This window comes from Pseudomonas sp. BF-B-26 (assembly GCF_019956495.1).
Lineage (GTDB): Bacteria > Pseudomonadota > Gammaproteobacteria > Pseudomonadales > Pseudomonadaceae > Aquipseudomonas.
Window position 1 is genome coordinate 16,375 of the sequence record NZ_JAHBDP010000064.1, and the last position, 19,157, is coordinate 35,531.

At 57.3% G+C, this 19,157-nt stretch carries 19 protein-coding genes and 3 pseudogenes; 12 read left to right on the forward strand and 10 right to left on the reverse strand.

Going from position 1 to position 19,157, the window contains the following annotated elements; genetic code table 11:
- Window positions 1-244 precede the first annotated feature (244 nt).
- A pseudogene (locus KGB03_RS31315) lies at window positions 245-511 on the forward strand (PAS domain-containing protein); the annotation flags it as partial.
- A 234-nt stretch (window positions 512-745) separates the two neighbouring features.
- Window positions 746-1,810 carry a methyl-accepting chemotaxis protein gene (locus KGB03_RS10555; RefSeq protein ID WP_411740189.1) on the forward strand — a complete coding sequence of 355 codons (1,065 nt, stop codon included), beginning with the start codon at window positions 746-748 and terminating at the stop codon, window positions 1,808-1,810.
- A gap of 118 nt (window positions 1,811-1,928) precedes the next feature.
- Here the strand turns inward: KGB03_RS10555 and KGB03_RS10560 are convergent, their stop codons facing one another.
- A complete protein-coding gene (locus KGB03_RS10560; protein WP_223527038.1) occupies window positions 1,929-2,693 on the reverse strand; it encodes an SDR family NAD(P)-dependent oxidoreductase in 765 nt (254 codons plus the stop codon).
- A gap of 215 nt (window positions 2,694-2,908) precedes the next feature.
- Here KGB03_RS10560 and KGB03_RS10565 point away from each other — a divergent pair, with 215 nt between their 5' ends.
- Window positions 2,909-3,853, forward strand: a complete 945-nt coding sequence (locus tag KGB03_RS10565; RefSeq protein ID WP_223527039.1) for a helix-turn-helix domain-containing protein — start codon at window positions 2,909-2,911, stop codon at window positions 3,851-3,853.
- 56 nt (window positions 3,854-3,909) lie between these two features.
- Here the strand turns inward: KGB03_RS10565 and KGB03_RS10570 are convergent.
- Window positions 3,910-4,425, reverse strand: a pseudogene (locus KGB03_RS10570) (LysR substrate-binding domain-containing protein); the annotation flags it as partial.
- Window positions 4,426-4,463: 38 nt separating this feature from the next.
- On the opposite strand from KGB03_RS10570, the gene KGB03_RS31320 reads away from it, so the two are divergent.
- The 3 genes from KGB03_RS31320 (at window position 4,464) to KGB03_RS10585 (ending at window position 5,989) form a co-directional block, all read left to right on the forward strand.
- A complete protein-coding gene (locus KGB03_RS31320) occupies window positions 4,464-4,727 on the forward strand; it encodes an NADPH-dependent FMN reductase (protein WP_411740173.1) in 264 nt (87 codons plus the stop codon).
- Between the two features lie 130 nt (window positions 4,728-4,857).
- Window positions 4,858-5,595, forward strand: a complete 738-nt coding sequence (locus KGB03_RS10580) for an SDR family oxidoreductase (protein ID WP_192408164.1) — start codon at window positions 4,858-4,860, stop codon at window positions 5,593-5,595.
- A gap of 121 nt (window positions 5,596-5,716) precedes the next feature.
- Window positions 5,717-5,989 carry an Atu4866 domain-containing protein gene (locus KGB03_RS10585; protein WP_223527040.1) on the forward strand — a complete coding sequence of 91 codons (273 nt, stop codon included), beginning with the start codon at window positions 5,717-5,719 and terminating at the stop codon, window positions 5,987-5,989.
- 141 nt (window positions 5,990-6,130) lie between these two features.
- On the opposite strand, the gene KGB03_RS10590 is transcribed toward KGB03_RS10585, so the two are convergent.
- Window positions 6,131-7,063 (reverse strand): helix-turn-helix transcriptional regulator, encoded by a 933-nt coding sequence (locus KGB03_RS10590; RefSeq protein ID WP_218537064.1) that lies wholly within the window; start codon window positions 7,061-7,063, stop codon window positions 6,131-6,133.
- Window positions 7,064-7,648: 585 nt separating this feature from the next.
- Here KGB03_RS10590 and KGB03_RS10595 point away from each other — a divergent pair.
- From KGB03_RS10595 to KGB03_RS10610, 4 genes are all read left to right on the forward strand, one after another.
- Complete coding sequence (locus tag KGB03_RS10595; RefSeq protein WP_218537065.1) at window positions 7,649-8,998, forward strand: MFS transporter; 1,350 nt, start codon at window positions 7,649-7,651, stop codon at window positions 8,996-8,998.
- A gap of 97 nt (window positions 8,999-9,095) precedes the next feature.
- The gene (locus KGB03_RS10600) at window positions 9,096-9,788 is read left to right on the forward strand and encodes a fumarylacetoacetate hydrolase family protein (protein WP_192408156.1); all 693 of its coding nucleotides are present in this window, start codon (window positions 9,096-9,098) and stop codon (window positions 9,786-9,788) included.
- Between the two features lie 42 nt (window positions 9,789-9,830).
- On the forward strand, window positions 9,831-10,589 hold the full coding sequence (locus tag KGB03_RS10605) for an SDR family oxidoreductase (protein WP_218537066.1): 759 nt from the start codon (window positions 9,831-9,833) through the stop codon (window positions 10,587-10,589).
- Between the two features lie 33 nt (window positions 10,590-10,622).
- Window positions 10,623-11,579 carry a 2-hydroxyacid dehydrogenase gene (locus tag KGB03_RS10610; protein WP_111449640.1) on the forward strand — a complete coding sequence of 319 codons (957 nt, stop codon included), beginning with the start codon at window positions 10,623-10,625 and terminating at the stop codon, window positions 11,577-11,579.
- A 246-nt stretch (window positions 11,580-11,825) separates the two neighbouring features.
- Here KGB03_RS10610 and KGB03_RS10615 read toward each other — a convergent pair whose 3' ends face one another.
- From KGB03_RS10615 to KGB03_RS31330, 7 genes and pseudogenes are all read right to left on the reverse strand, one after another.
- Window positions 11,826-12,959, reverse strand: coding sequence for a sensor domain-containing diguanylate cyclase (locus KGB03_RS10615; protein ID WP_223527041.1), 1,134 nt, complete (start codon window positions 12,957-12,959; stop codon window positions 11,826-11,828).
- Window positions 12,960-13,147: 188 nt separating this feature from the next.
- On the reverse strand, window positions 13,148-13,480 hold the full coding sequence (locus KGB03_RS10620; protein ID WP_218537068.1) for a hypothetical protein: 333 nt from the start codon (window positions 13,478-13,480) through the stop codon (window positions 13,148-13,150).
- A gap of 563 nt (window positions 13,481-14,043) precedes the next feature.
- The gene (locus KGB03_RS10625) at window positions 14,044-15,510 is read right to left on the reverse strand and encodes an ArnT family glycosyltransferase (RefSeq protein ID WP_223527042.1); all 1,467 of its coding nucleotides are present in this window, start codon (window positions 15,508-15,510) and stop codon (window positions 14,044-14,046) included.
- 236 nt (window positions 15,511-15,746) lie between these two features.
- On the reverse strand, window positions 15,747-16,040 hold the full coding sequence (locus tag KGB03_RS10630) for a lipid-A-disaccharide synthase N-terminal domain-containing protein (RefSeq protein WP_008154156.1): 294 nt from the start codon (window positions 16,038-16,040) through the stop codon (window positions 15,747-15,749).
- A gap of 1 nt (window position 16,041) precedes the next feature.
- A complete protein-coding gene (locus KGB03_RS10635; RefSeq protein WP_223527043.1) occupies window positions 16,042-16,785 on the reverse strand; it encodes a glycosyltransferase family 2 protein in 744 nt (247 codons plus the stop codon).
- A gap of 34 nt (window positions 16,786-16,819) precedes the next feature.
- Window positions 16,820-16,963 (reverse strand): hypothetical protein, encoded by a 144-nt coding sequence (locus KGB03_RS31325; RefSeq protein ID WP_411740178.1) that lies wholly within the window; start codon window positions 16,961-16,963, stop codon window positions 16,820-16,822.
- A 116-nt stretch (window positions 16,964-17,079) separates the two neighbouring features.
- A pseudogene (locus KGB03_RS31330) lies at window positions 17,080-17,409 on the reverse strand (GDP-mannose 4,6-dehydratase); the annotation flags it as partial.
- A 436-nt stretch (window positions 17,410-17,845) separates the two neighbouring features.
- Between KGB03_RS31330 and KGB03_RS10645 the strand changes: the two are divergent.
- Together KGB03_RS10645 and KGB03_RS10650 are read left to right on the forward strand one after the other, a co-directional pair.
- Window positions 17,846-18,610 (forward strand): hypothetical protein, encoded by a 765-nt coding sequence (locus KGB03_RS10645; RefSeq protein WP_218537071.1) that lies wholly within the window; start codon window positions 17,846-17,848, stop codon window positions 18,608-18,610.
- A gap of 28 nt (window positions 18,611-18,638) precedes the next feature.
- The gene (locus KGB03_RS10650) at window positions 18,639-19,076 is read left to right on the forward strand and encodes a hypothetical protein (protein WP_218537072.1); all 438 of its coding nucleotides are present in this window, start codon (window positions 18,639-18,641) and stop codon (window positions 19,074-19,076) included.
- Window positions 19,077-19,157 lie beyond the last annotated feature (81 nt).

Here is a 19,157-nt window from a genome sequence, read left to right on the forward strand (position 1 = left end):
CCACTCATCCACGCAAGTAGCCTGAGCGCGCCACGTGCGAGTCTGATTTCGACATGCATCAGTGCGTAGGGTCTCTGGCCTTCAAGAAGAGATCCCTCATCCAATCGATAAATTGACCGCCGGAAGTAGACTTTAAGGCCCCACATCTTCTTTTCCGACGTACAACCTGTCCTTTGGGAATTACTTCTTAATCTTTCACTCATTGCTGCCGATGCCTCTAGATTAGGGCATAGGAGCAATACAGATGAGAAACAACCAACCGGTTACGCAGCGCGAGGTTGCCCTTGGACCTCAACAAAAACTCATCTCGACAACGGATGCACGAGGCGTCATCACGTACTGCAATGACGCCTTTGTTGATATCAGCGGTTTCAACAAGTCCGACCTGATCGGCGCACCTCAAAACATCGTTCGTCACCCCGACGTACCCTCCGCCATCTTTGCCCATATGTGGGGCGCGCTGAAGCAAGGCAAGCCGTGGATGGGCATCGTCAAGAACCGCTCCAAAAACGGCGACCACTACTGGGTCAACGCCTACGTCACGCCGATTTTCGAAGGTCGTGAGGTCGTTGGCTATGAATCGGTCAGGGTCAAGCCGACGGCCGAGCAGATCCGCCGCGCCGAAGCTCTCTATAAACGCATCACTCTTGGAAAATCAGCCGTCCCCGGCAGCGATCAATGGCAACCCGCCCTACTCGCCTGGTTGCCTGTTGTGACGATCGGATTGGTGGGGACGCTGGGCGGCATGTTCCTCAGCGCGCCTGAGGCTTTCATTTTGGCCGTCGGGGTATCGATTCCCATCGGGTTGCTTGTGTCCCGCAGACAAAACCGAGGGGCGCTGCATCTATTGGAAATGGCTGAGGCCTCAACCTCCGACTCGTTGCTGGCCAAAATGTACAGCGATGAACGCGGTCCTCAGGCACGCCTTGAAACGGCATTTGTCAGTCAGGCGTCTCGGCTCAAGACCTGCCTCACTCGGCTGCAAGACACGGCAGAGCAACTGACCAGTCTGGCGGGGAGATCCGATGGCCTCGCCGCCGATAGCTCTCGTGGACTGGACCGCCAACGGGTCGAGACCGAGCAGGTGTCGGCCGCAGTCAATCAAATGGCGGCCACCACCCAGGAAGTCGCCAGCCACGTCCAGCGTACTGCCGACGCCACTCAAGAAGCCAATGTGCTGACCGGACGTGGACGCGAGGTGGCCCGAGACACTCGAGAAGCCATTCAGCGCCTCTCCGTCGTGGTGGGCGAGACAGGGCTGACAGTGGCGCAGTTAGCCAAGGACAGCCATGAAATCGGGACGGTGGTGGATGTCATCAAAGGCATTGCCGATCAGACTAACCTGCTCGCGCTGAACGCAGCCATCGAAGCTGCGCGCGCGGGCGACATGGGTCGAGGCTTCGCGGTCGTCGCTGATGAAGTGCGTCAGCTGGCCCAGCGCACGACTCAGTCCACGATCCAAATCCATAACCTGATTTCCAAGTTGCAGGTCTCATCCAGCAACGCGGTTAAAACCATGGAAAACGGACAGCGACAGGCCGAAGAAGGCGTGGCGTGGGTGCTTGAGGCAGACAAGGCATTAGTCGGTATCAGTGAGGCCGTGGCGAACATCACGGACATGACTACCCAGATTGCCGCTGCGACCGAAGAGCAAACCGCCGTGGCCGAGGAAATCAGCCGCAATATCACGACCATTGCTAATCTGGCGGACCAAACATCTGAACAAGCCAGGCATTCGGCGGAGCTGAGCAAGGAATTAACCCAGACCGCTCAAACCCAGTACTCATTGGTCGAGCGATTTAACCGATAACCCATCAACTTTCTTAAAAAAGCCCGCTCCTTCGGGCTTTACATTTCAGGCGCCCGATCAACTACTTTGCAAAAAGTTTTGGCAAGGCGCTCAAAACGCTAAATGCCGGGTCAGTTGATCAACCGGCGGTGACGGTCATGCCGCCGTCGGCCATGACCACGGAGCCGACGATGAAGCTCGCGCGGTCCGAGGCGAGAAATGCCACAACTTCGGCGATTTCCTCGGGCTGCGCGGCACGACCAATGGGGGCTGCTTCACCGTGCTGGGCCAAAAAGCCAGGGCCGTCGTCAACCACGTCGTTGAGGATGTTGGTCACCACGTCGCCGACGCCGATAGCATTGACTCGAATGCCATGCTCAATCGCCTCGAGCGCCAGCGTTCGGGTCAACTGAGCCAATGCCCCTTTGGAAGCGGTGTAAGCGGCAATCGTTGGGAATGCGAAATAGGATGCGTAAGAGGCTATGTTGACGATAGCTCCCGATTTGTTGGGCATCATTGCCTTGACCGCTTCGCGGCAATGCAGGAAGGCCGCGGTTACGTTGACCGCCTGGATGCGCTCCCAGTCTGCGCGGGTCATGTCGATGACTAACTTATTGATGATGATCCCGGCGTTGTTGACCAGTATGTCCAGCCGGCCGAACTTCTCGACGGCCAAACCGACTGCGCGCTCGGCGACGCCGTCTTCGGTAATGTCGGCCACCAGTGGCACTAACCCGGGGCGGGCGAGTTCTTCCACGCAAGGATTGCGGTCTTCAGCAATGACCTTGGCGCCACGCGCGTGCAGCAACAATGCGATAGCCTTGCCGATGCCACTGGCGGCGCCGGTGACCAGCGCGACCTTGCCTTCGACTTCGTGGGGAATGCTGTGATTGATCTCAGTCATGGTGCTCTCCTGCCTTGCAAGCCGACGAGATATTCGGCGGCTCAGCGCCTGTGAGGCGCTGTCGTTATCGACGGCTTCACTGTCGCGCAATGGGGAGGGTTGGGCTTTCGCAGGCTTGCCGAAGCTGTCGGAGTTTTGCGCCAACGTTAAAGCGTCTGATGGAAGCCGAGGCTACGGTATTCTATTGACGCCAGCCCCCATCTGAGGGTGTTTCGATGGAGCCTCCTGTGCACCAGCCTGAACATGAAGACCTGACACCGATCGATGCTCAGCGCATCACAGCCGAATCGATGCCGCATCATCTGCCGGGAACACCGCAAGTGTTGCCGCTGCTCACGCAGATGCAGGATGTGATGGTGCAGGTGTTCAGCCATCACAGTATCGTCGAGCCGATACTGGTGCCCGCAGTGGTGGAGCCTCTGCTGGTATTGGTCCTGGCAGGAACGGCCAGGGTCGAGGAACGCTCGCTCGATGGGGCATGGAAAGCCGTCAATGTGCAGGCTGGCGACTTCTTTCTCACCAACACAAGCGAGCCCTATGAGATGCGTTGGCAGACGATGGGGTGCGACACCTTCGAAGTGATGCATCTGTATCTCGGCCTTCCACTGATCGACCAGGCTGTCCGTGACCTTCTGGGCGAGCACACCGTTGCGGTGAACTTCCTCGATATCTCCGGTGCCCAGGATGAGCGGGTAAATTTCATGCTTAATCAGCTGCGCTTCGAGCTGATCGAGGAGCGTAATCCCAGCCTGTTGTTCATACACAGCCTGGCTCAGGCGCTGACCGTTCATCTGATACGCCGTTATCTCGATCCGCACACCACTACCCGGCGCAGCAACGCACTACAAGCGTACAAGCTGCGCCGCGTCATCGATGCGATGAACGAGCACCTGGCCGATGACTTCCGCCTTGCGCATTTGGCTCAAATCGCCGATTTGAGCGAGTATCACTTCAGCCGGATGTTTAAGCGTGCCACGGGACTGTCACCATCGCAGTATTTCATCCGCCTGCGCATGAGTCGCGCCCGGCATCTACTGCTTGAGACCAATCGCAGCATTATTGATGTCGGATTGGAAGTTGGTTATGCCAGTCCCAGCCATTTCTCCCAGGTTTTTCGTCGCGAGGTGGGTGTCACGCCCAGCGCCTACCGCCAAGCGTGACATGCCCTACAGTTTCTGCGAGGCGCTCGCTCTAATCGAGTATCGCCCCTGCGCGATTAGTGGATCTTGAGGTTCGCCGCCAGAAAGTCCATGAAGGCTCTGACGCGTGTGGGCAACTTTCCTCCTTGCCCTACGTAAACCGCATGCACTTCAGTCTTTGCGATGGGCATGAAGTCCTCTAAAACCGGGAGAAGGCGGCCGTCCGCCAGATCGTGCTCGACCTGGCAAAACCCTACGCGCGCGAGGCCCAGGCCGAGGATTGCAAGTTCTCGTATTCCATTGCCGTCACTGGCCCGTGCGTTGCCGGTAACGGACACCGGTGTTAGCTGGCCGTTTGCGCCGACGAAGCTCCACTCCATCATCGGTGGGCTGAAGGTGCCCCCCAGACAGTTGTGATCTACAAGATCGGCTGGAGTTTTGGGTATGCCGCGTGCTGCAAGGTAGGCCGGCGATGCCACGATAAGACCTCTCGTCTCGCCCAATCGCCTGGCCACCAGATTGGAGCTTTTGAGCGGTCCGCTGCGGATGGCCACGTCAGCTCGTGCGCTGATCAGGTCGACGACTTCGTCGCTTCATTGAGCAGGTTTCAATTCGCTGGCAGGCAAAACCGGTGGCATTCATCGGCTACGGGGGGGCGTCGGGTGGACGTTGCGCAATTGATCAGCTTCGCCAGGTACTGGCCGGACAGCACGCGGTACCCATCTGCAATTTCGTGTCCTTCCCTAATCCTTGGGCGCTAATCGATGAGGCCGGGGGTATACGTCAGCCTGATCAAGCCAGGCTTCCAATGGCTCGAATGCTGGTACAGCTGAACTGGTGGGCGAGAGCCCTGAAGGCTGCGCGACAACAGATGCCCTATGAACGGGTGAGCTAAGCCTCAGTGCAAAAGCGCCGCCGCAGAAATGGGCAAAGGTTACGCAGTATCCGACTAACAGAAACTTGTTGCCCGTCCCTAACCTTGTTTCCAGACCCGCTTCCTGGGCGAACAGAAGAGGAAACCGATCATGTTGAACATCAAAGACAAAGTCATCGCAATCACCGGCGCAAGCAGCGGTATCGGTGAGGCTACCGCGCGACTGCTGGCTAGCCAAGGCGCGAAAGTAGTGCTTGGCGCTCGTCGTACCGACCGACTGGAAAGGATTGCAGGCGATATCAACGCCGCCTGCGGCAGGGCTGAATTCCGTGCTCTGGACGTCACAGACCGAAAGGATGTCCAGGACTTCATCGACTTCGCCGTTACCCGGTTCGATCGTGTTGATGTGCTGGTGAATAACGCTGGCGTGATGCCTCTTTCCAAACTTGAGGCACTCAAGGTGGATGAGTGGGACCGTATGATTGACGTGAACATTCGCGGAGTCCTGCACGGTATCGCTGCCACGTTGCCGCTGATGCAGCGCCAACGGGCTGGGCAGATCATCAATATTGCCTCTATTGGTGCCTATGCAGTGAGTCCGACTGCGGCCGTTTACTGCGCCACCAAGTACGCTGTCCGGGCCATTTCCGAAGGCCTTCGTCAAGAGGTTGGAGGCGATATTCGGGTTACCGTCATCGCTCCTGGTGTTACTGAGTCCGAGCTAGCCGAGAGCATCTCTGATGAGGGCGGTCGCGCAGAGATGAAAGAGTTTCGCAAGATCGCGATTTCGGCCGACGCCGTAGCAAGAGCAATTGCCTATGCCATTGAACAACCTGCGGATGTGGATGTAAGCGAGCTGATCGTTCGGCCCACGGCGAGCCCTTTCTGACGGAGTGCGCAATTACGGCGCTGGTCTTGCTGCCTGGCGCCCCAGCTTTCCAATTCGACTAGATGCCATTCCGAACGCCATGCGAGGCGATCAGCGAATAAGCCAATCAAGGAGCAACGATATGACTCATTCCTCAAGCGATCAAAACAGCTATGTCGGTATGTGGGTTACTGTGGATGGCCGCATACGTCATGAACTGCTTGCCGGTGGCCGCTATGACGAGGCCCGTGGCGCTAAGAAAAGTGCCTACCAAGGGCGTTACTGGCTAGAAGGAAACCACATCGAGTATGTAGACGACACAGGGTTCACCGCCGACGGTGAGTTCCGTGATGGGGTTCTCTATCACGCCGGCATGGTTCTGTATAAGGAACAGGAAAATAGAGCTGGCAACTAGCACCGAAACGGCGGCAGCTGTAGTCCGGACCGGGGTTGCTTTTTCTTCCTGTCGCCACTGTCAACGATGGGCTGTGGATTCAACCGGTGCTCCCGCCCGGATCGACCTCGTCTCTACCGCCACATCACCTACAGCTGTCGATCACGTGTTGGACGGTGATTGCGGCGTATCGGGATTGAGTTGCTGACGTCTGAATTGCCCAGGTGGCTGGCCATGTATCTGGCGAAAGCGTCGGGAGAAATAAGCCTCGTCAGCGAAACCGCACAACCTCGCCACCTCCCCCACCGGCCGGGTTCCATTGAGCAAGTAATTGCGCGCCGCGTGCATCCTGCGCTCGAGCACCAGTTCAGTGAAGGTCTTGCCGATTTCCTTGCGCAACCAGTGCGTCAGATACGTCGGTGACAGGTAGGTCGCAGCAGCCACCTTGATCAGGTTGAGATCGGGGTCGGCGATATTTTTGCGCAAGTATTCGGACATCCTGCTCAGCGCATCGCGGCGGCTGACTTCGGCGGCATTCTCTTCGGCCAATCGTTTGAGCGGCTCGGCATACAAGGCACAAACGCTCCCCACCAATTGCAGCAGCAACCCCTTGAGCATCTCGCGGGTGCCAAACTGACGGTTCTCATCCAGGACTCGCATCTGTTCGATCAAGGCACAGACTTTGCGGAAGTCCTCATCGTCCAGAATGAAATCCAGATGTTCCTGAAAGCGGAATGGCGACAACTCCGGCGCCAGGAGAATCGAGACTTCCTCCAGATCCATCGGGTCACACTGCAAGTGCGGTAGCAGGAAGGTCTGGGAAAAATTGATCACCATGAAATTGCTGTCGGCCGGATGCGGAATCACGTGCACGCGATGCGGCAGGATAAAGGCCAGCGTATTACGCGGAAACGGACGTTCGACATTACCGATGTGCTGCACGGTATCGCCACCGAGGTTGACCTGGATTTGGAAATACTCATGGCGATGCGGACTGGTTTCGGCGCTCCGACCCTTTTTGTCGCGGATGTAAAAGTCCGTCAATTCGCTGCGTTGCTGCATGACGTAAGTGGGCACTCGACTCGGTGACAACATCGCCTGAGGATCCTCGACAGGTACATGGACAGGTTGTCGTCGCGCCGCAATGCCGGCAGCGACTGCGGTGATTGTGAAGGCAGACCCCGTCGGCTTCAACATGTCATAGGATGACAACGAAATGCAGAGAATTAATTGTATCCGTGTGTGATGTGTCGCCTGTCCAAAAAAGCTACTTGCACACAAAGATAATTAATCGTTTAAAAACAACAACTTATTAAACAAATGAAGCATAAACAAGGAAATGCGCTGATTTGTTTTTTCTTGGACAGCTGCATTCATCGCCTTTTTCAGAAGAAAAAACGATCTAACGCCTCCGTTGATTTTGAGATGTTGTACGACCACTGTGATAGCCAATGCAGCCCGAACCTTCCAAAAACAATCAAAAGGTGCGCACGTGATGAACCTGTTTTTCCCCCTCGCCAACCCTCCCCCGATCGAGCCAGTCCGAAGGCGTATCTGAGCGCCTGACAGCGGCTGTCCGCGCCTCTCATTCAAGTAGCGATTGCTCTGCCCCGGCACTGCGGGCACGGCTTCGGCTGCGCGCGAACATCTCGATTCTTCTAACAATAAAAAGGTCTATTCATGTCGAACTCGCAAACCTCCCCGTCCACCGCGCCGTCGGTGAGCGCCGGCGCCCGGGACGCCCTGTTGCCTCAACGACTGCCGACGCGTCGGCGCTGGTTCATGCTGTCATTGCTGCTGATTGCGACCATCATCAATTACATCGACCGCGTCAACATCTCGATTGCCGCACCGTTCATGGCCAAGGATCTGGGCCTGGACAAGATCGAAATGGGCCTGATTTTTTCCGCGTTTGCCTGGACCTACGCACTCGCCTTGGTCCCCGCCGGGTTCATTGCCGATCGCTTCGGTTCCCGGTTCACTTACGGGGTGTCGCTGATCAGTTGGTCGACGGTCACGGTGTGCCAGGGCTTTGCCACAGGATTCGCTTCGCTGTTCGGGCTGCGCCTGGCCGTCGGTGCCATGGAAGCTCCTGCGTTTCCGGCCAACAGCCGAGCGGTCACGGTGTGGTTCCCGGCCCGCGAACGGGGCCTGGCCAGCAGCATTTACGTGTGTGGCCAATATCTGGGCACGGCTCTGTTTACCGGCGCGCTGTTATGGCTGGCCACGACCTATGACTGGCGCCATGTGTTCTACAGCACCGGAATACTCGGCATTGTGTTCGGTGTGATCTGGCTCTACGTGTACCGCGATCCGCTGAACTGCAAGAACGTCAGCCAGGAAGAGCTGAAGTACATCGAAGCCGGGGGCGGACTGGTCAAGAGCAGTCAGGAACGCACCCGGTTCAACTGGCGGCAGATCGCCGAGCTGTTCAGCTATCGGCAGATCTGGGCGATTTGCATCGGCAAGTTCGCCAGCACCTCGGCGTTGTACTTCTTCCTGACCTGGTTCCCGACGTACCTGATCGAAGAACGCAAGCTGACCATGATCAAGGCCGGGATCTTCGCGGTGCTGCCGTTCGTGGGTGCAACGGTCGGCATTCTGCTGGCCGGCATCGTCTCCGACTTGCTGATACGCCGTGGTTACTCAATGTCCTTCGCTCGCAAGTTGCCATTGGTGGTCGGATCGATGCTGGGCATGTCGATTGTGCTGGTGAATTTCACCGACTCGAATGTGATCTGCATTGCCGTGCTGACCATAGCCTTCTTCGCCCAGGGAATCGCTTCGTCGTCGTGGGCGGCCGTATCGGAAGTCGCGCCCAAGGAACTGATCGGCCTGACCGGCGGAGTCACCAGCCTGGCCGCCAACATCGGCGGGATCGTCACCCCGATCGTGATTGGCGGCATCGTCCACGCCACCGGCTCGTTTGCCTACGCCTTCTGGTTCATTGGCGGCGTGGCGTTGATCGGGACCTTGTCCTATTCGTTGCTGCTCGGTCGCTTGTATCGCATCGAACTCAAGGCGCGCTGAGCCAAGAAACCGTTTTTCTCCAACACGAGGCGGCTTTCGTCCAACTTTGCAAAAGATTGCCGCCGTACGCTGACGCTTCAAACAGGACGACATAAAAATGACAATGACTGAGTACGTGTTTACCCCGGATCTGCCCGTGACCTTGCCGGTTGCCGGCAGCCAGCAGCGTTTTCCCGTTGGCCGGGTATTTTGCGTCGGCCGCAACTACCCTTGGCCAGACACCCAAGGCCAGTCCCGCCAGCCGCCAGTGTTCTTCATGAAACCGGCGAGCAACGTGGTGGATGCGGCGGGTGAAGTGACTTTCCCGCCGTTGACCGAAGAGTTTGTCCACGAAATCGAATTGGTCGTGGCCATCGGTGAAGGCGGCGCCAATATTCCGCAGAGTCAGGCGCTGGCCTATGTCTGGGGCTATGCCGCCGGTCTTGATCTGACCCGTCGTGATGTCCAGCGCGCGGCCAAAAGCAATGGTTTGCCGTGGGAAGGTGCCAAGGTGTTCGACGGCGCCGCGCCGATGACCGCCATCGTGCCGGTGACTCGCGCCGGGCACCCGGATGGCGATGTGTGGCTGAACGTCAACGGCGAAGAGCGCCAGCGCGACAGCCTCGACAGCCAGATCTGGTCGGTCAGTGAAATCATCAGCCGCATCTCGCAATCGGTAGCGCTGCGGGCCGGTGACTTGATCATGACCGGCAGCCCGGCAGGCGTCGATGTTCTGCAACCAGGGGACATCATCAACGCCGGGATCGACGGCATCGGCCAACTGGAAATGCGCGTCGGTCCACGACCTTGAACCCAGCACACGCTCTCGTGAATTGAAAAAGGAGATAACAACATGAACAGTCCTTTGAAAGTGGCCCTGGTCACCGGCGCCGGTAGCGGAATCGGCCGCGCCGTGGCCCTGGCTCTGATGGCCGACGGATTCACCCTCGTAGTCGCCGGACGTCGGCCAGAGCCATTGCAGGCATTGGTCGACTTAGCGCTCAGCGAAGGACACGAAGCGTTGGCGGTGCCCACTGATGTGCGTGATCCGGCCAGTGTCGATGCGCTGTTTGCCACCATCACCGAGGTATACGGACGCCTCGACGTGGTGTTCAACAACGCAGGGGTCAACGCCCCCGCCGTGCCGCTCGATGAGCTGACATTCGAGCAGTGGCGAAACGTGATCGACACCAACCTCAACGGCGTTTTCCTCTGCGCCCGTGGTGCCTTCGGGCTGATGCGCCGGCAACAGCCACAGGGCGGACGCATCATCAACAATGGTTCGATCTCGGCGCATACCCCACGCCCCTTCAGCAGCGCCTACACCGCCAGCAAACACGCGGTGCTGGGGCTGACCAAATCCCTGGCCCTGGACGGGCGAGAATTCAACATCGCCTGCAGCCAGATCGACATCGGCAACGCCCTGACCGAAATGTCGGTGCGCATGACCAAAGGCGTGCGCCAGGCCAACGGCACCATCGCCGTGGAGCCGATGGTGGACGTCAAGCATGTGGCCGATGCGGTGCGCTACATCGCCGGTCTGCCACTGGAGGCGAACGTCCTGAACATGACCGTCATGGCCACTGCCATGCCGTTTGCCGGTCGCGGTTAAACCGGCCTTTTTATTCCGTTACGCGAGGTTTACATGAAGCCAGAAGTCTTGCAGCTCAGCCCGATCCTGATCCCTGAAATCAACGCGCGGCTCGATGAGTTGTTTACTGTCAGACGTTACTTCCAGCAGGCCGACAAGCAGGCTTATTTACAGGAACACGGCGCGAACATTCGCGCAGTGATCACCGGCGGGCATACCGGTATCAGCCAAGGACTGATGGCGCAATTACCGAAACTGGAAGTGGTGGCGGTCAACGGCGTGGGTACCGATGCGGTGGATCTGGCGTACGCCCGGGATCGCGGAATTCGCGTGACCGCAACCATCGGCGCGCTGACCGAAGACGTCGCCGACCTGGCCATCGGCTTGTTGATTGCCGTGTGCCGGGGTCTGTGCACCAGTGATCGTTATGTGCGTTCAGGGCAATGGCCCCATAGCCCGACACCGTTGGCCCCGTTGCCGTTGGCGCGTCAGGTGTCGGGCATGCGCATCGGCATCGTCGGCATGGGCCGGGTCGGCCGTGCAGTGGCGACCCGGGCCGCAGCGTTCGGCTGCCCGATCAGTTACACCGATCTGCAGCCGATGAACGATGTGAACCACACTTTCATCGCCGATCTGAAGCAGCTGGCCAGCAACAGTGATGCGCTGATTCTCGCGGCCGCTGCCGACAAGGCTGAAGCCATCATCAATGCCGAGGTGCTGCAGGCGCTGGGCAAGGACGGGTATCTGATCAACGTGGCGCGCGGCAAGCTGGTCAACGAGGTCGATCTGGTGGCGGCGCTTGCCGCTGGTGAGATCGCGGGTGCAGCGCTGGATGTGTTTGTCGATGAACCGAACGTTCCCGAGGCACTGTTTGCCAACGAAAAAGTGGTTCTGCAGCCTCATCGCGCCAGTGCGACACTGCAAACCCGCACGCGGATGGGGGAAATGGTGGTGGCGAGCCTGGTGGACAGTTTCGCCGGGAGAATACCGCAGGGTTCCGTGACTGACTGAAGGTTGGCCGCCGAGGAGATGTTGCGTCCCCTCGGCGGCTCGGTGTCAGGTAAACAGATCGACGCCCAATCCGAGCTGCGACGATTCCGGTGAATACCCGATCTGCAGGCGCGGAGGGTTGAACCACCGCGATGCGCACCAAGGGAATTTGGAGGCGAGGATCTGGAGGTGAAGCGCTCAATCGGGGAGAGCCCCTCAACATTGATAGCCTGTTCAACAGCCGCACCGATTTCCGACAGACAATTTCTACAGATAGCCAGCAACTGCGACTTGATTACGTCCCAGCGCCTTGGCTCGATACAGTGCTTTATCAGCATTGTTCATCAAGCTGTGCAGATCTTTATCTCCGGCATCCGTCGACGCTACGCCGAGGCTGGCTGTTATGCAGTGAACAGGCTCGATCATCAATCCAGCAATAGTCTGGATGAGCTGTTCTGCAATCTCGACGGCGGCCTCAATGGAGGTGTCCGGGAGCAGAACTGCGAATTCTTCTCCACCTAGCCGGCCGTGGATATCCGTTGCACGAAAGGATGAACTGATGACCTCACCCATTTGGCGCAAAACCTGATCCCCAACCTGATGGCCGTAGGTGTCGTTGATATGCTTGAAGTGATCCATGTCCAACATTACGACGCACAACCCTAACCGGTTGGTTTCGCATTCGTTGTAAAGCTGCTGGGCATGCTCGAAAAAAGCTCGTCGACTCTTCAGGCCGGTCAGTTCATCAGTTTGTGCTGCACGGGTTGAAATGCTGTTCGCCTGTTCCATTTCACGGGTTAGTCGAAAGGCGGTTTCCAGTGCCTCGGACATTTTCCGTGTAGCGCGGGCAACAAATGACGCGAACACCAAAACCGAGAGTGCCATGCCGACTTGAATCATGGACGATTGAAACAGCAGCCAGGCGGTGCACGGCAACAGAACCAGTCCAATGGACACGAGTGTCATATAGCGGTAGGCCGAGTAGCAGGACACCGCGCTGACAGACATCCCGACAGCAAAAAGCATGACCAACGCCTGCGACAAAAGATCGTCTGCGGGCATGACAACGAATGCACCTCCCCCCCAGATACTGGCGGACAGCACGAGCGTGCTCCAGTATTTGCGCTCCCAGCGTTGAGGTGTACGTTCACTTTCGTCGCTGCGAAAATAGGCAACAAACATCGAGATGCGCAACAGCGTCGATCCGGTCAGTATGGCCAGCCACCAAAGAACAACGCTGTGCTCAAAACGATCCCAACACAGCCAACACAGCATGATGGCAGCGAGGTAGCTACCAAAAACCGCAGAAACTGATTGGCGAAATAGTTGATGCAATCGGTCAGTTCGCACCTGCTCGGCTATGAAAAACTCTTGGTCATTCCGAGATCCTGGGCAGTCCATGTGATCCACCTGATCGTGACTCAACTAAAAAAAGCGATTGTGGCACCCTGCCACTAACGCAAACAACCGAATTACGCTCGTGGCCGTCCGCAAAGTTCCTGGAGAATGCCCCCATCTCGTAACCAAGCCCGAACGCCGACCCGTTCAATGAGCTGCGCTCCTGTCGAGCCATGAGGAAGAGTGCCCACTTACATCGACTTGACGGACACCACTTCCACAAACCTGAATTTTGTTCTGGCCGCCTTAGTAGCTTCTTGCTCTGCAACCAGTGAGCTCAGCGTATCGGCCTCATGTACCATCTCGTGCATCTTGCCTTCAAATTCATTTCCCACCCGCAGCGTGACTCTCAACCTGGGCGTGAAGCCTTTTGAGACTATCTTTTTCTTCGCTGCCTTTACCGGTTGCACGATCACGACATCCGGGACGGAGTCTTGCACGTGTGAGGTAATTGCCGGCGCAAGGGACTCCGAATCACCGAACAGTGCCCGGCGCATCTCTTCTTCCGTCAATTGTGTATTCATATCATTTCTCAGAAGGGTGTTATCTATAACCTGACCGATTCTATCAGCATGACCGGACGCTCTGTCATGCCTTCGTCACACCCACCCAGCACAATGCGGTCAGCCAAAGGGATTTGGCCCCATCGACAGAGAGCCCGGCTAAGTGCCGGTTTTTTTTCGTTCCATCTACATGCTTTTCACGAATTGCTCACAGAACGGAGCGCAGATTGAACGGACAAAAGGATTTGACCCCATACAGAGAGCCCGCCATGTGCGGGCTTTTTGTTGTCAGACTTGCAGCGATATCGCTACAAGGCAAAAACCGTATTCGAAGCTCTATCCTCGGAAGTTCGAATTACCGGCTAGCAAACTGTTATGCCCTCCCCCATCAGAAATCGACAATGGCCGACAGTTGCAGGGGCCGCGGGTAGCTTGGCGAGAAAGCACCAAACGAGGCGACACCCAACCAGTGATGTTTTCACTGTTGAGGCACGCAGACTGGATCAAGCCCATGCTGCCGATCCGTTGGGCACAAGATCAGGCTGGGCCAACATCCAGTCATGCAGAGCTTCAATGACGCAGATTCAAGGCTTGATCTGGCCCTGATTAGCGCAAAAAGAGCCTAGCCCGAGCAACACGGCCGAACGTTTGGGTTTCAGATACGACTCGATCCGCGTCAGGGTGCAAGGTGCCAGGGCTTGCAATGCCGCAGGAAGCGGTTCCTGGACAAACAGCAGGCCCGGCGTATCGGCTACGCTGCTGACTTGCGACTCGGTGATCGAACTGACGGGCCGCCCCATGTAATAGACCAGGCGAATGTCCGCAGTTCCCAAGCTATAGGCCGGGACGTTTGGGTACGCATCGGTGGCGGCTTTTATCTGCGCAAATCCGTCGATCCGATGGGCAAATACCCGCCCTTCAAGACCCAAGTAGAACAGCGTGTATCCCGCCAGTACCACGGCCGGAACAATGCGCAGACTCCAGCGCTGCCAGGGGTGCCGGGCCTGGGTCAGCAGTTGGCTCCAGCGCCAGGCCAACAACAGGGCGATGGCCGGATAGATAGGCAACAGGTATTTGGCGTGCTTCTCGGTGAACAGCGAGAACAGCAGCAGCGGCACCAGAATGCAGCACAGCAACAGGGTCAACTGCGGGCTCAGGCGGATGGCGTGCCAGAGTTGCCGCGGCCGCACCAGAAGTATCAGCCAGAAGGGAAAGAAATCCCCACTCAGATACAACAGATAGGCGTACCAGGCTTCTGCCCCCTGGCCATTGATTTTCTTGACGATGTCTTCGTTGACGATGGCCGACCAGACGCTCCAGCCCTCCTGCATGGACACCGCCAGATACCAGGATACCCCGACCAGCACCGCAAGCATCCAGCCCCAGCCGTCACACAGAAAAGCTCGGGCCAGACGATCGCGACAGATCAACGCATAGACCAGTATCGGCGCGGTCACCCACAACAGGCAGACCGGCCCCTTGGTCAGCAAGGCACAGCCGAGCAGCCCGTAACTGAGCCAGACCCAGCTGCGACCGCCTTGCGCGAACAGAAAGCGCCATGCACAAAACAGCGCCAGCAGACACAGGCCGGTCAAAGGCATTTCTATTTCCGCCCGGCGGGCAAACAGGCTGAACCCGGCATTCGCCGCCAGGAACACCACAGCCAGCAACGCCACCTGTCGCCCGGCGAATGCATAAGCCTGGCGATACAAGGTCAGACAACACAGCGTCGCAAACAGCGCCGAAGGCAGGCGCACGCTCCATTCGGAGAGGCTGCCCAGCAGTGACGTGCTGACCAGGGCCAGCCAATAGAACAGCGGTGGTTTGGACAGGTACAGCTCGCCGTTCATGTACGGCAACAGCCATTGGCCAGCCTCGTGCATTTCCCGTGTCGTCACGGCGCGACGGGCTTCATTGACGCTCAGGAACGGCAAACTTCCCAGTCCCCAGTAAAACAGCAGCAGGAGCAACACTGCCACGCCCAGGGTTGGCCAATCCAGCGCGCGCCGCGCGGCTTGCATCGGCCGCAATACCTCGCCTTCTGTTCTCATACGCGCCTCACTCCTTTTCCAAGATGCACGAGAATGCGTGAGTCCGCTCAACGGGCTCATCGTGTTTTCGTGAACTAATAACAACAGCACTCGCCAATAGCGCGGGCAAGTACAGGGCTACTTTTGGCAGATGGGCAAGTTGCACGAATAGCGCCACCGCCCACATGAAAAGCGGAGGTTTGTCTGCGTAAGCCAATCGCTCTAACCGCGAAGTAAATAGTCGTATCCGCACCGATTCAGTCCTTTTTTTCCAGCTCGTGGCTTTCCTGCTCACGATGTTTTGCAATCAATTGCAAATTGCGCAAGTACACAATAAAACCGAAGGACTGGCCGACTATAAAAACCGGGTCTTCGCGGTAGATCGCGTACGCCAACAACAGCGCACTGCCGACGATACTCAGGTACCAGAATCCAACAGGTATCATGCTGCGTTTTTTGTATTCGCTGTATAGCCACTGCAGGACAAAACGCCCGGTAAAAGCCAACTGGCCAACGAAGCCAACGGCCAACCACAAAGTTTCTCTGCCCATGTCAGACCTCGATTTCCTGGGCGTTGACTTCCAGGCGAGTGCGTTTTATCAGCCACCACACCCCGAACAAATCAACTATGCCCACAAGGGCTCGGTCGAGGTTTCCGTAATTGGAAACTCCTGCACCGCGCTCACGGTGGTTCACTGGTTGAATCAACATTCGGCCGTTGTGACGACGGATCAGCGCAGGAATAAAACGGTGCATGTGATCGAAATACGGCAAGCGCAGAAACGCCTCGCGTTCAATCAATTTGATACCGCAACCGGTATCGGGCGTTTGGTCTTTCAGCAGACGACTGCGCAGGTTGTTGGCAAATCGCGAAGCCCAGCGTTTGCTCGCCGTGTCCCGGCGGTTCACGCGGTGACCCGCCACCAGTTTGACCCCGCCGGGTTTGCCCTCCGAACCACGGACCAAATCGAGCATTTTCGTTAAATCGGCTGGATCGTTCTGACCATCACCATCAAGGGTTGCCAACCAATGCCCACGTGCCACTTCAGCAGCGTGGTAAATCGAGGTGCTCTGCCCAAGGGAACGAGCATGACTGAGCACCCGCAACTGACTGTAGCCATTACCTTGTAATGTCCGTAATTCGGTGGCTGTGGCATCGGTGCTGCCATCGTCAACCACTATGACTTCAAAGGTCTCGTTGGCCAGCGCTACACGCACTTCCTCCAGAAGTGGGATGAGGTTACCGGCTTCGTTTTTTGCCGGAATCAGGACCGACACATAAGGCGTTTCTTGCATGACATTTCCGTAAAAAAAGCTGAGGGGTGAGCGGCTAGACGCCGTAGTAGAGGCGGTACCAATCGACAAACGACTGCACGCCGCTGGACACCGTGATCTGTGGGCGAAAACCCACGCGGTCTACCAGCTCGCGAGTGTCCGCCCACGTGTTAACGACGTCGCCTGACGGCAGCGGCATGAAATTTTTTATTGCGCGGATTCCCAGTGCCTCTTCAATGCACTCGACAAACTCCAGAAGCTTCACCGGCGCGCCAAAGCCGATGTTGTAAACCTTGCTTTGCGCGCTGGTTTCGCACGGCAGGCTTCCAGCATGTTGAGGAACCCCACCAGATTGCTTTGCGCGTAGTTGTCCGGATGATCGATGGAATAGCGCACACCGGCTTGGGCTGCCAGGTGGACAACGTGTTCGAACTCATTTTCAGCAAACAAACCCAGCAGCGCTTCTTTGTCGACCACGTCCAGCAACTGGAACTCGAAATTGCGGCGGTCGACGTCAATGAATTCAGAAAGCACAACGGTCGCGTTGCCACCGGCAACACGTCTAGCGTTAATATCCTTGCCGCACTTCCGACGACACACGTCTACCAAGGCGACATAGTCGTTACTAACAACGGTCACTTCCATAAATTACTCTGCATGTTTGCAAGGTTCTTCTGTACCTGCGGAGGCTTATAATCAAAACGAAATGAAAATTTTGTGAGCGGCAAAGGTGATAGCGAAAAAAACTTTAAATAATGCGTTTTAGAGGAGAACAGGCTTCAGGAGGCCACCTTAACGAACCCGTTTGATACCGTTTAAGTGCTGCTGGGTGCCACCACGCCAGTGCTGATGGCCTTGATCTCGAAAACCGCCGACAACTCGCAAACGGGCCACGCGTTGGGGAGTGATCGTGCTGGCACTGAGAACCCTCCCGCGCAGATCTTTCGGGCCTTTAGTCGAAACATTCGTGCGGCGCCAGATGAACTGGCGACCGATTTGCCGCCCTCAGGCTCAGCTAAGTTTCGTTACGTACCTTCTCCCCTGCGCACATTCCGCGCTACTCAGGAGAGGCTACGCGCCTATGAAATCCGCAATAGCCGGCTGGCTCAATAAAGTGCCCGAAGTGACGCTGTCATTCTGGGTGATCAAGATCTTGTCAACGACCGTGGGTGAAACTGGCGCTGACTTTCTTGCCGTAGATGCCGGCTTCGGCGCGGGCCCGACCAGTATCGGCATGGCGGTTTTACTGGCAATCGCGATGTTCTACCAATTGCGCACCAAAGCCTACACACCCTGGATTTACTGGTTGACCGTCGTATTGGTGAGCATCGTAGGGACACAAATCACCGACATTTTGACCGACGTACTGGACGTCAGTCTGTACACCAGCACGGCAGTATTTTCCGCCTTGTTGGCGATGAACTTCCTGGTCTGGTATCGGACCGAACACAACGTGTCGATCCGCGAAATTGTCACGCCGCGGCGAGAGTTGTTTTATTGGGCCACAGTGCTCTGCACCTTTGCCCTCGGTACCGCCGCCGGTGACCTGGCTACCGAAGCCTTGGGTCTGGGTTTCACCCTCGGTGCCGTCATCTTTGGTGCGCTGATCGCTGCCACCCTGGTGGCCTGGCGCATGGGCTGCAATATGGTGCTGACGTTCTGGATCGCCTACATCCTGACCCGTCCATTCGGCGCCTCCCTCGGCGACTTGTTGACCCAAGCCAAAACCTACGGCGGTCTCGGAATGGGTGCCACCTGGACCAGTGCCATCTTCCTGTGCGTCATCGTCATTCTGGTTGCGGTCGCGCAAATCAGCGTCGGCAATCGCAAAACCGTCACTCAGTAAACGCCCAAAAGTCATTTAAGGAATCTTCATGCGCCAGATTCAAAACATCATTCGCCACGTTGCCATCGTCTCGTCCATTTTTTTGCTCAGCGTCGCCGCCGGTTGCTCGAAACCTGCCGACAAGCCCAACGCGGGTACGACCTCAAGCTCGGTGAGCAGTCAATCCCAGTCGGGTTCAAAACTGGGGGATCTGTCCGAGTTCCGCAACATTGCCGCCGACGTTGCCGTGCTCGTCGGCAAAAATGATCTGCCCGGTGCGAAAGCCCGCATCAAGGATCTGGAAACCACTTGGGACTCGGCTGAAGCCGGGATCAAACCTCGCGCTGCCAGCGACTGGCATGTCGTGGACAAGGCGATCGACCGCGCACTCGATGCCTTGCGCGCCAGTAACCCGCAACAGAACGACTGCAAGGCTATGATGGATGAGCTGTTGAAGGCCTTCGATTCGATGAAGGACAAGTCCTGATTCCGAAGGTGATCCCACAGCGGACAAACATTTGTACAGATGCTTCAATACAGGCGCGACGGTCATGACGGTCGCGCCTTT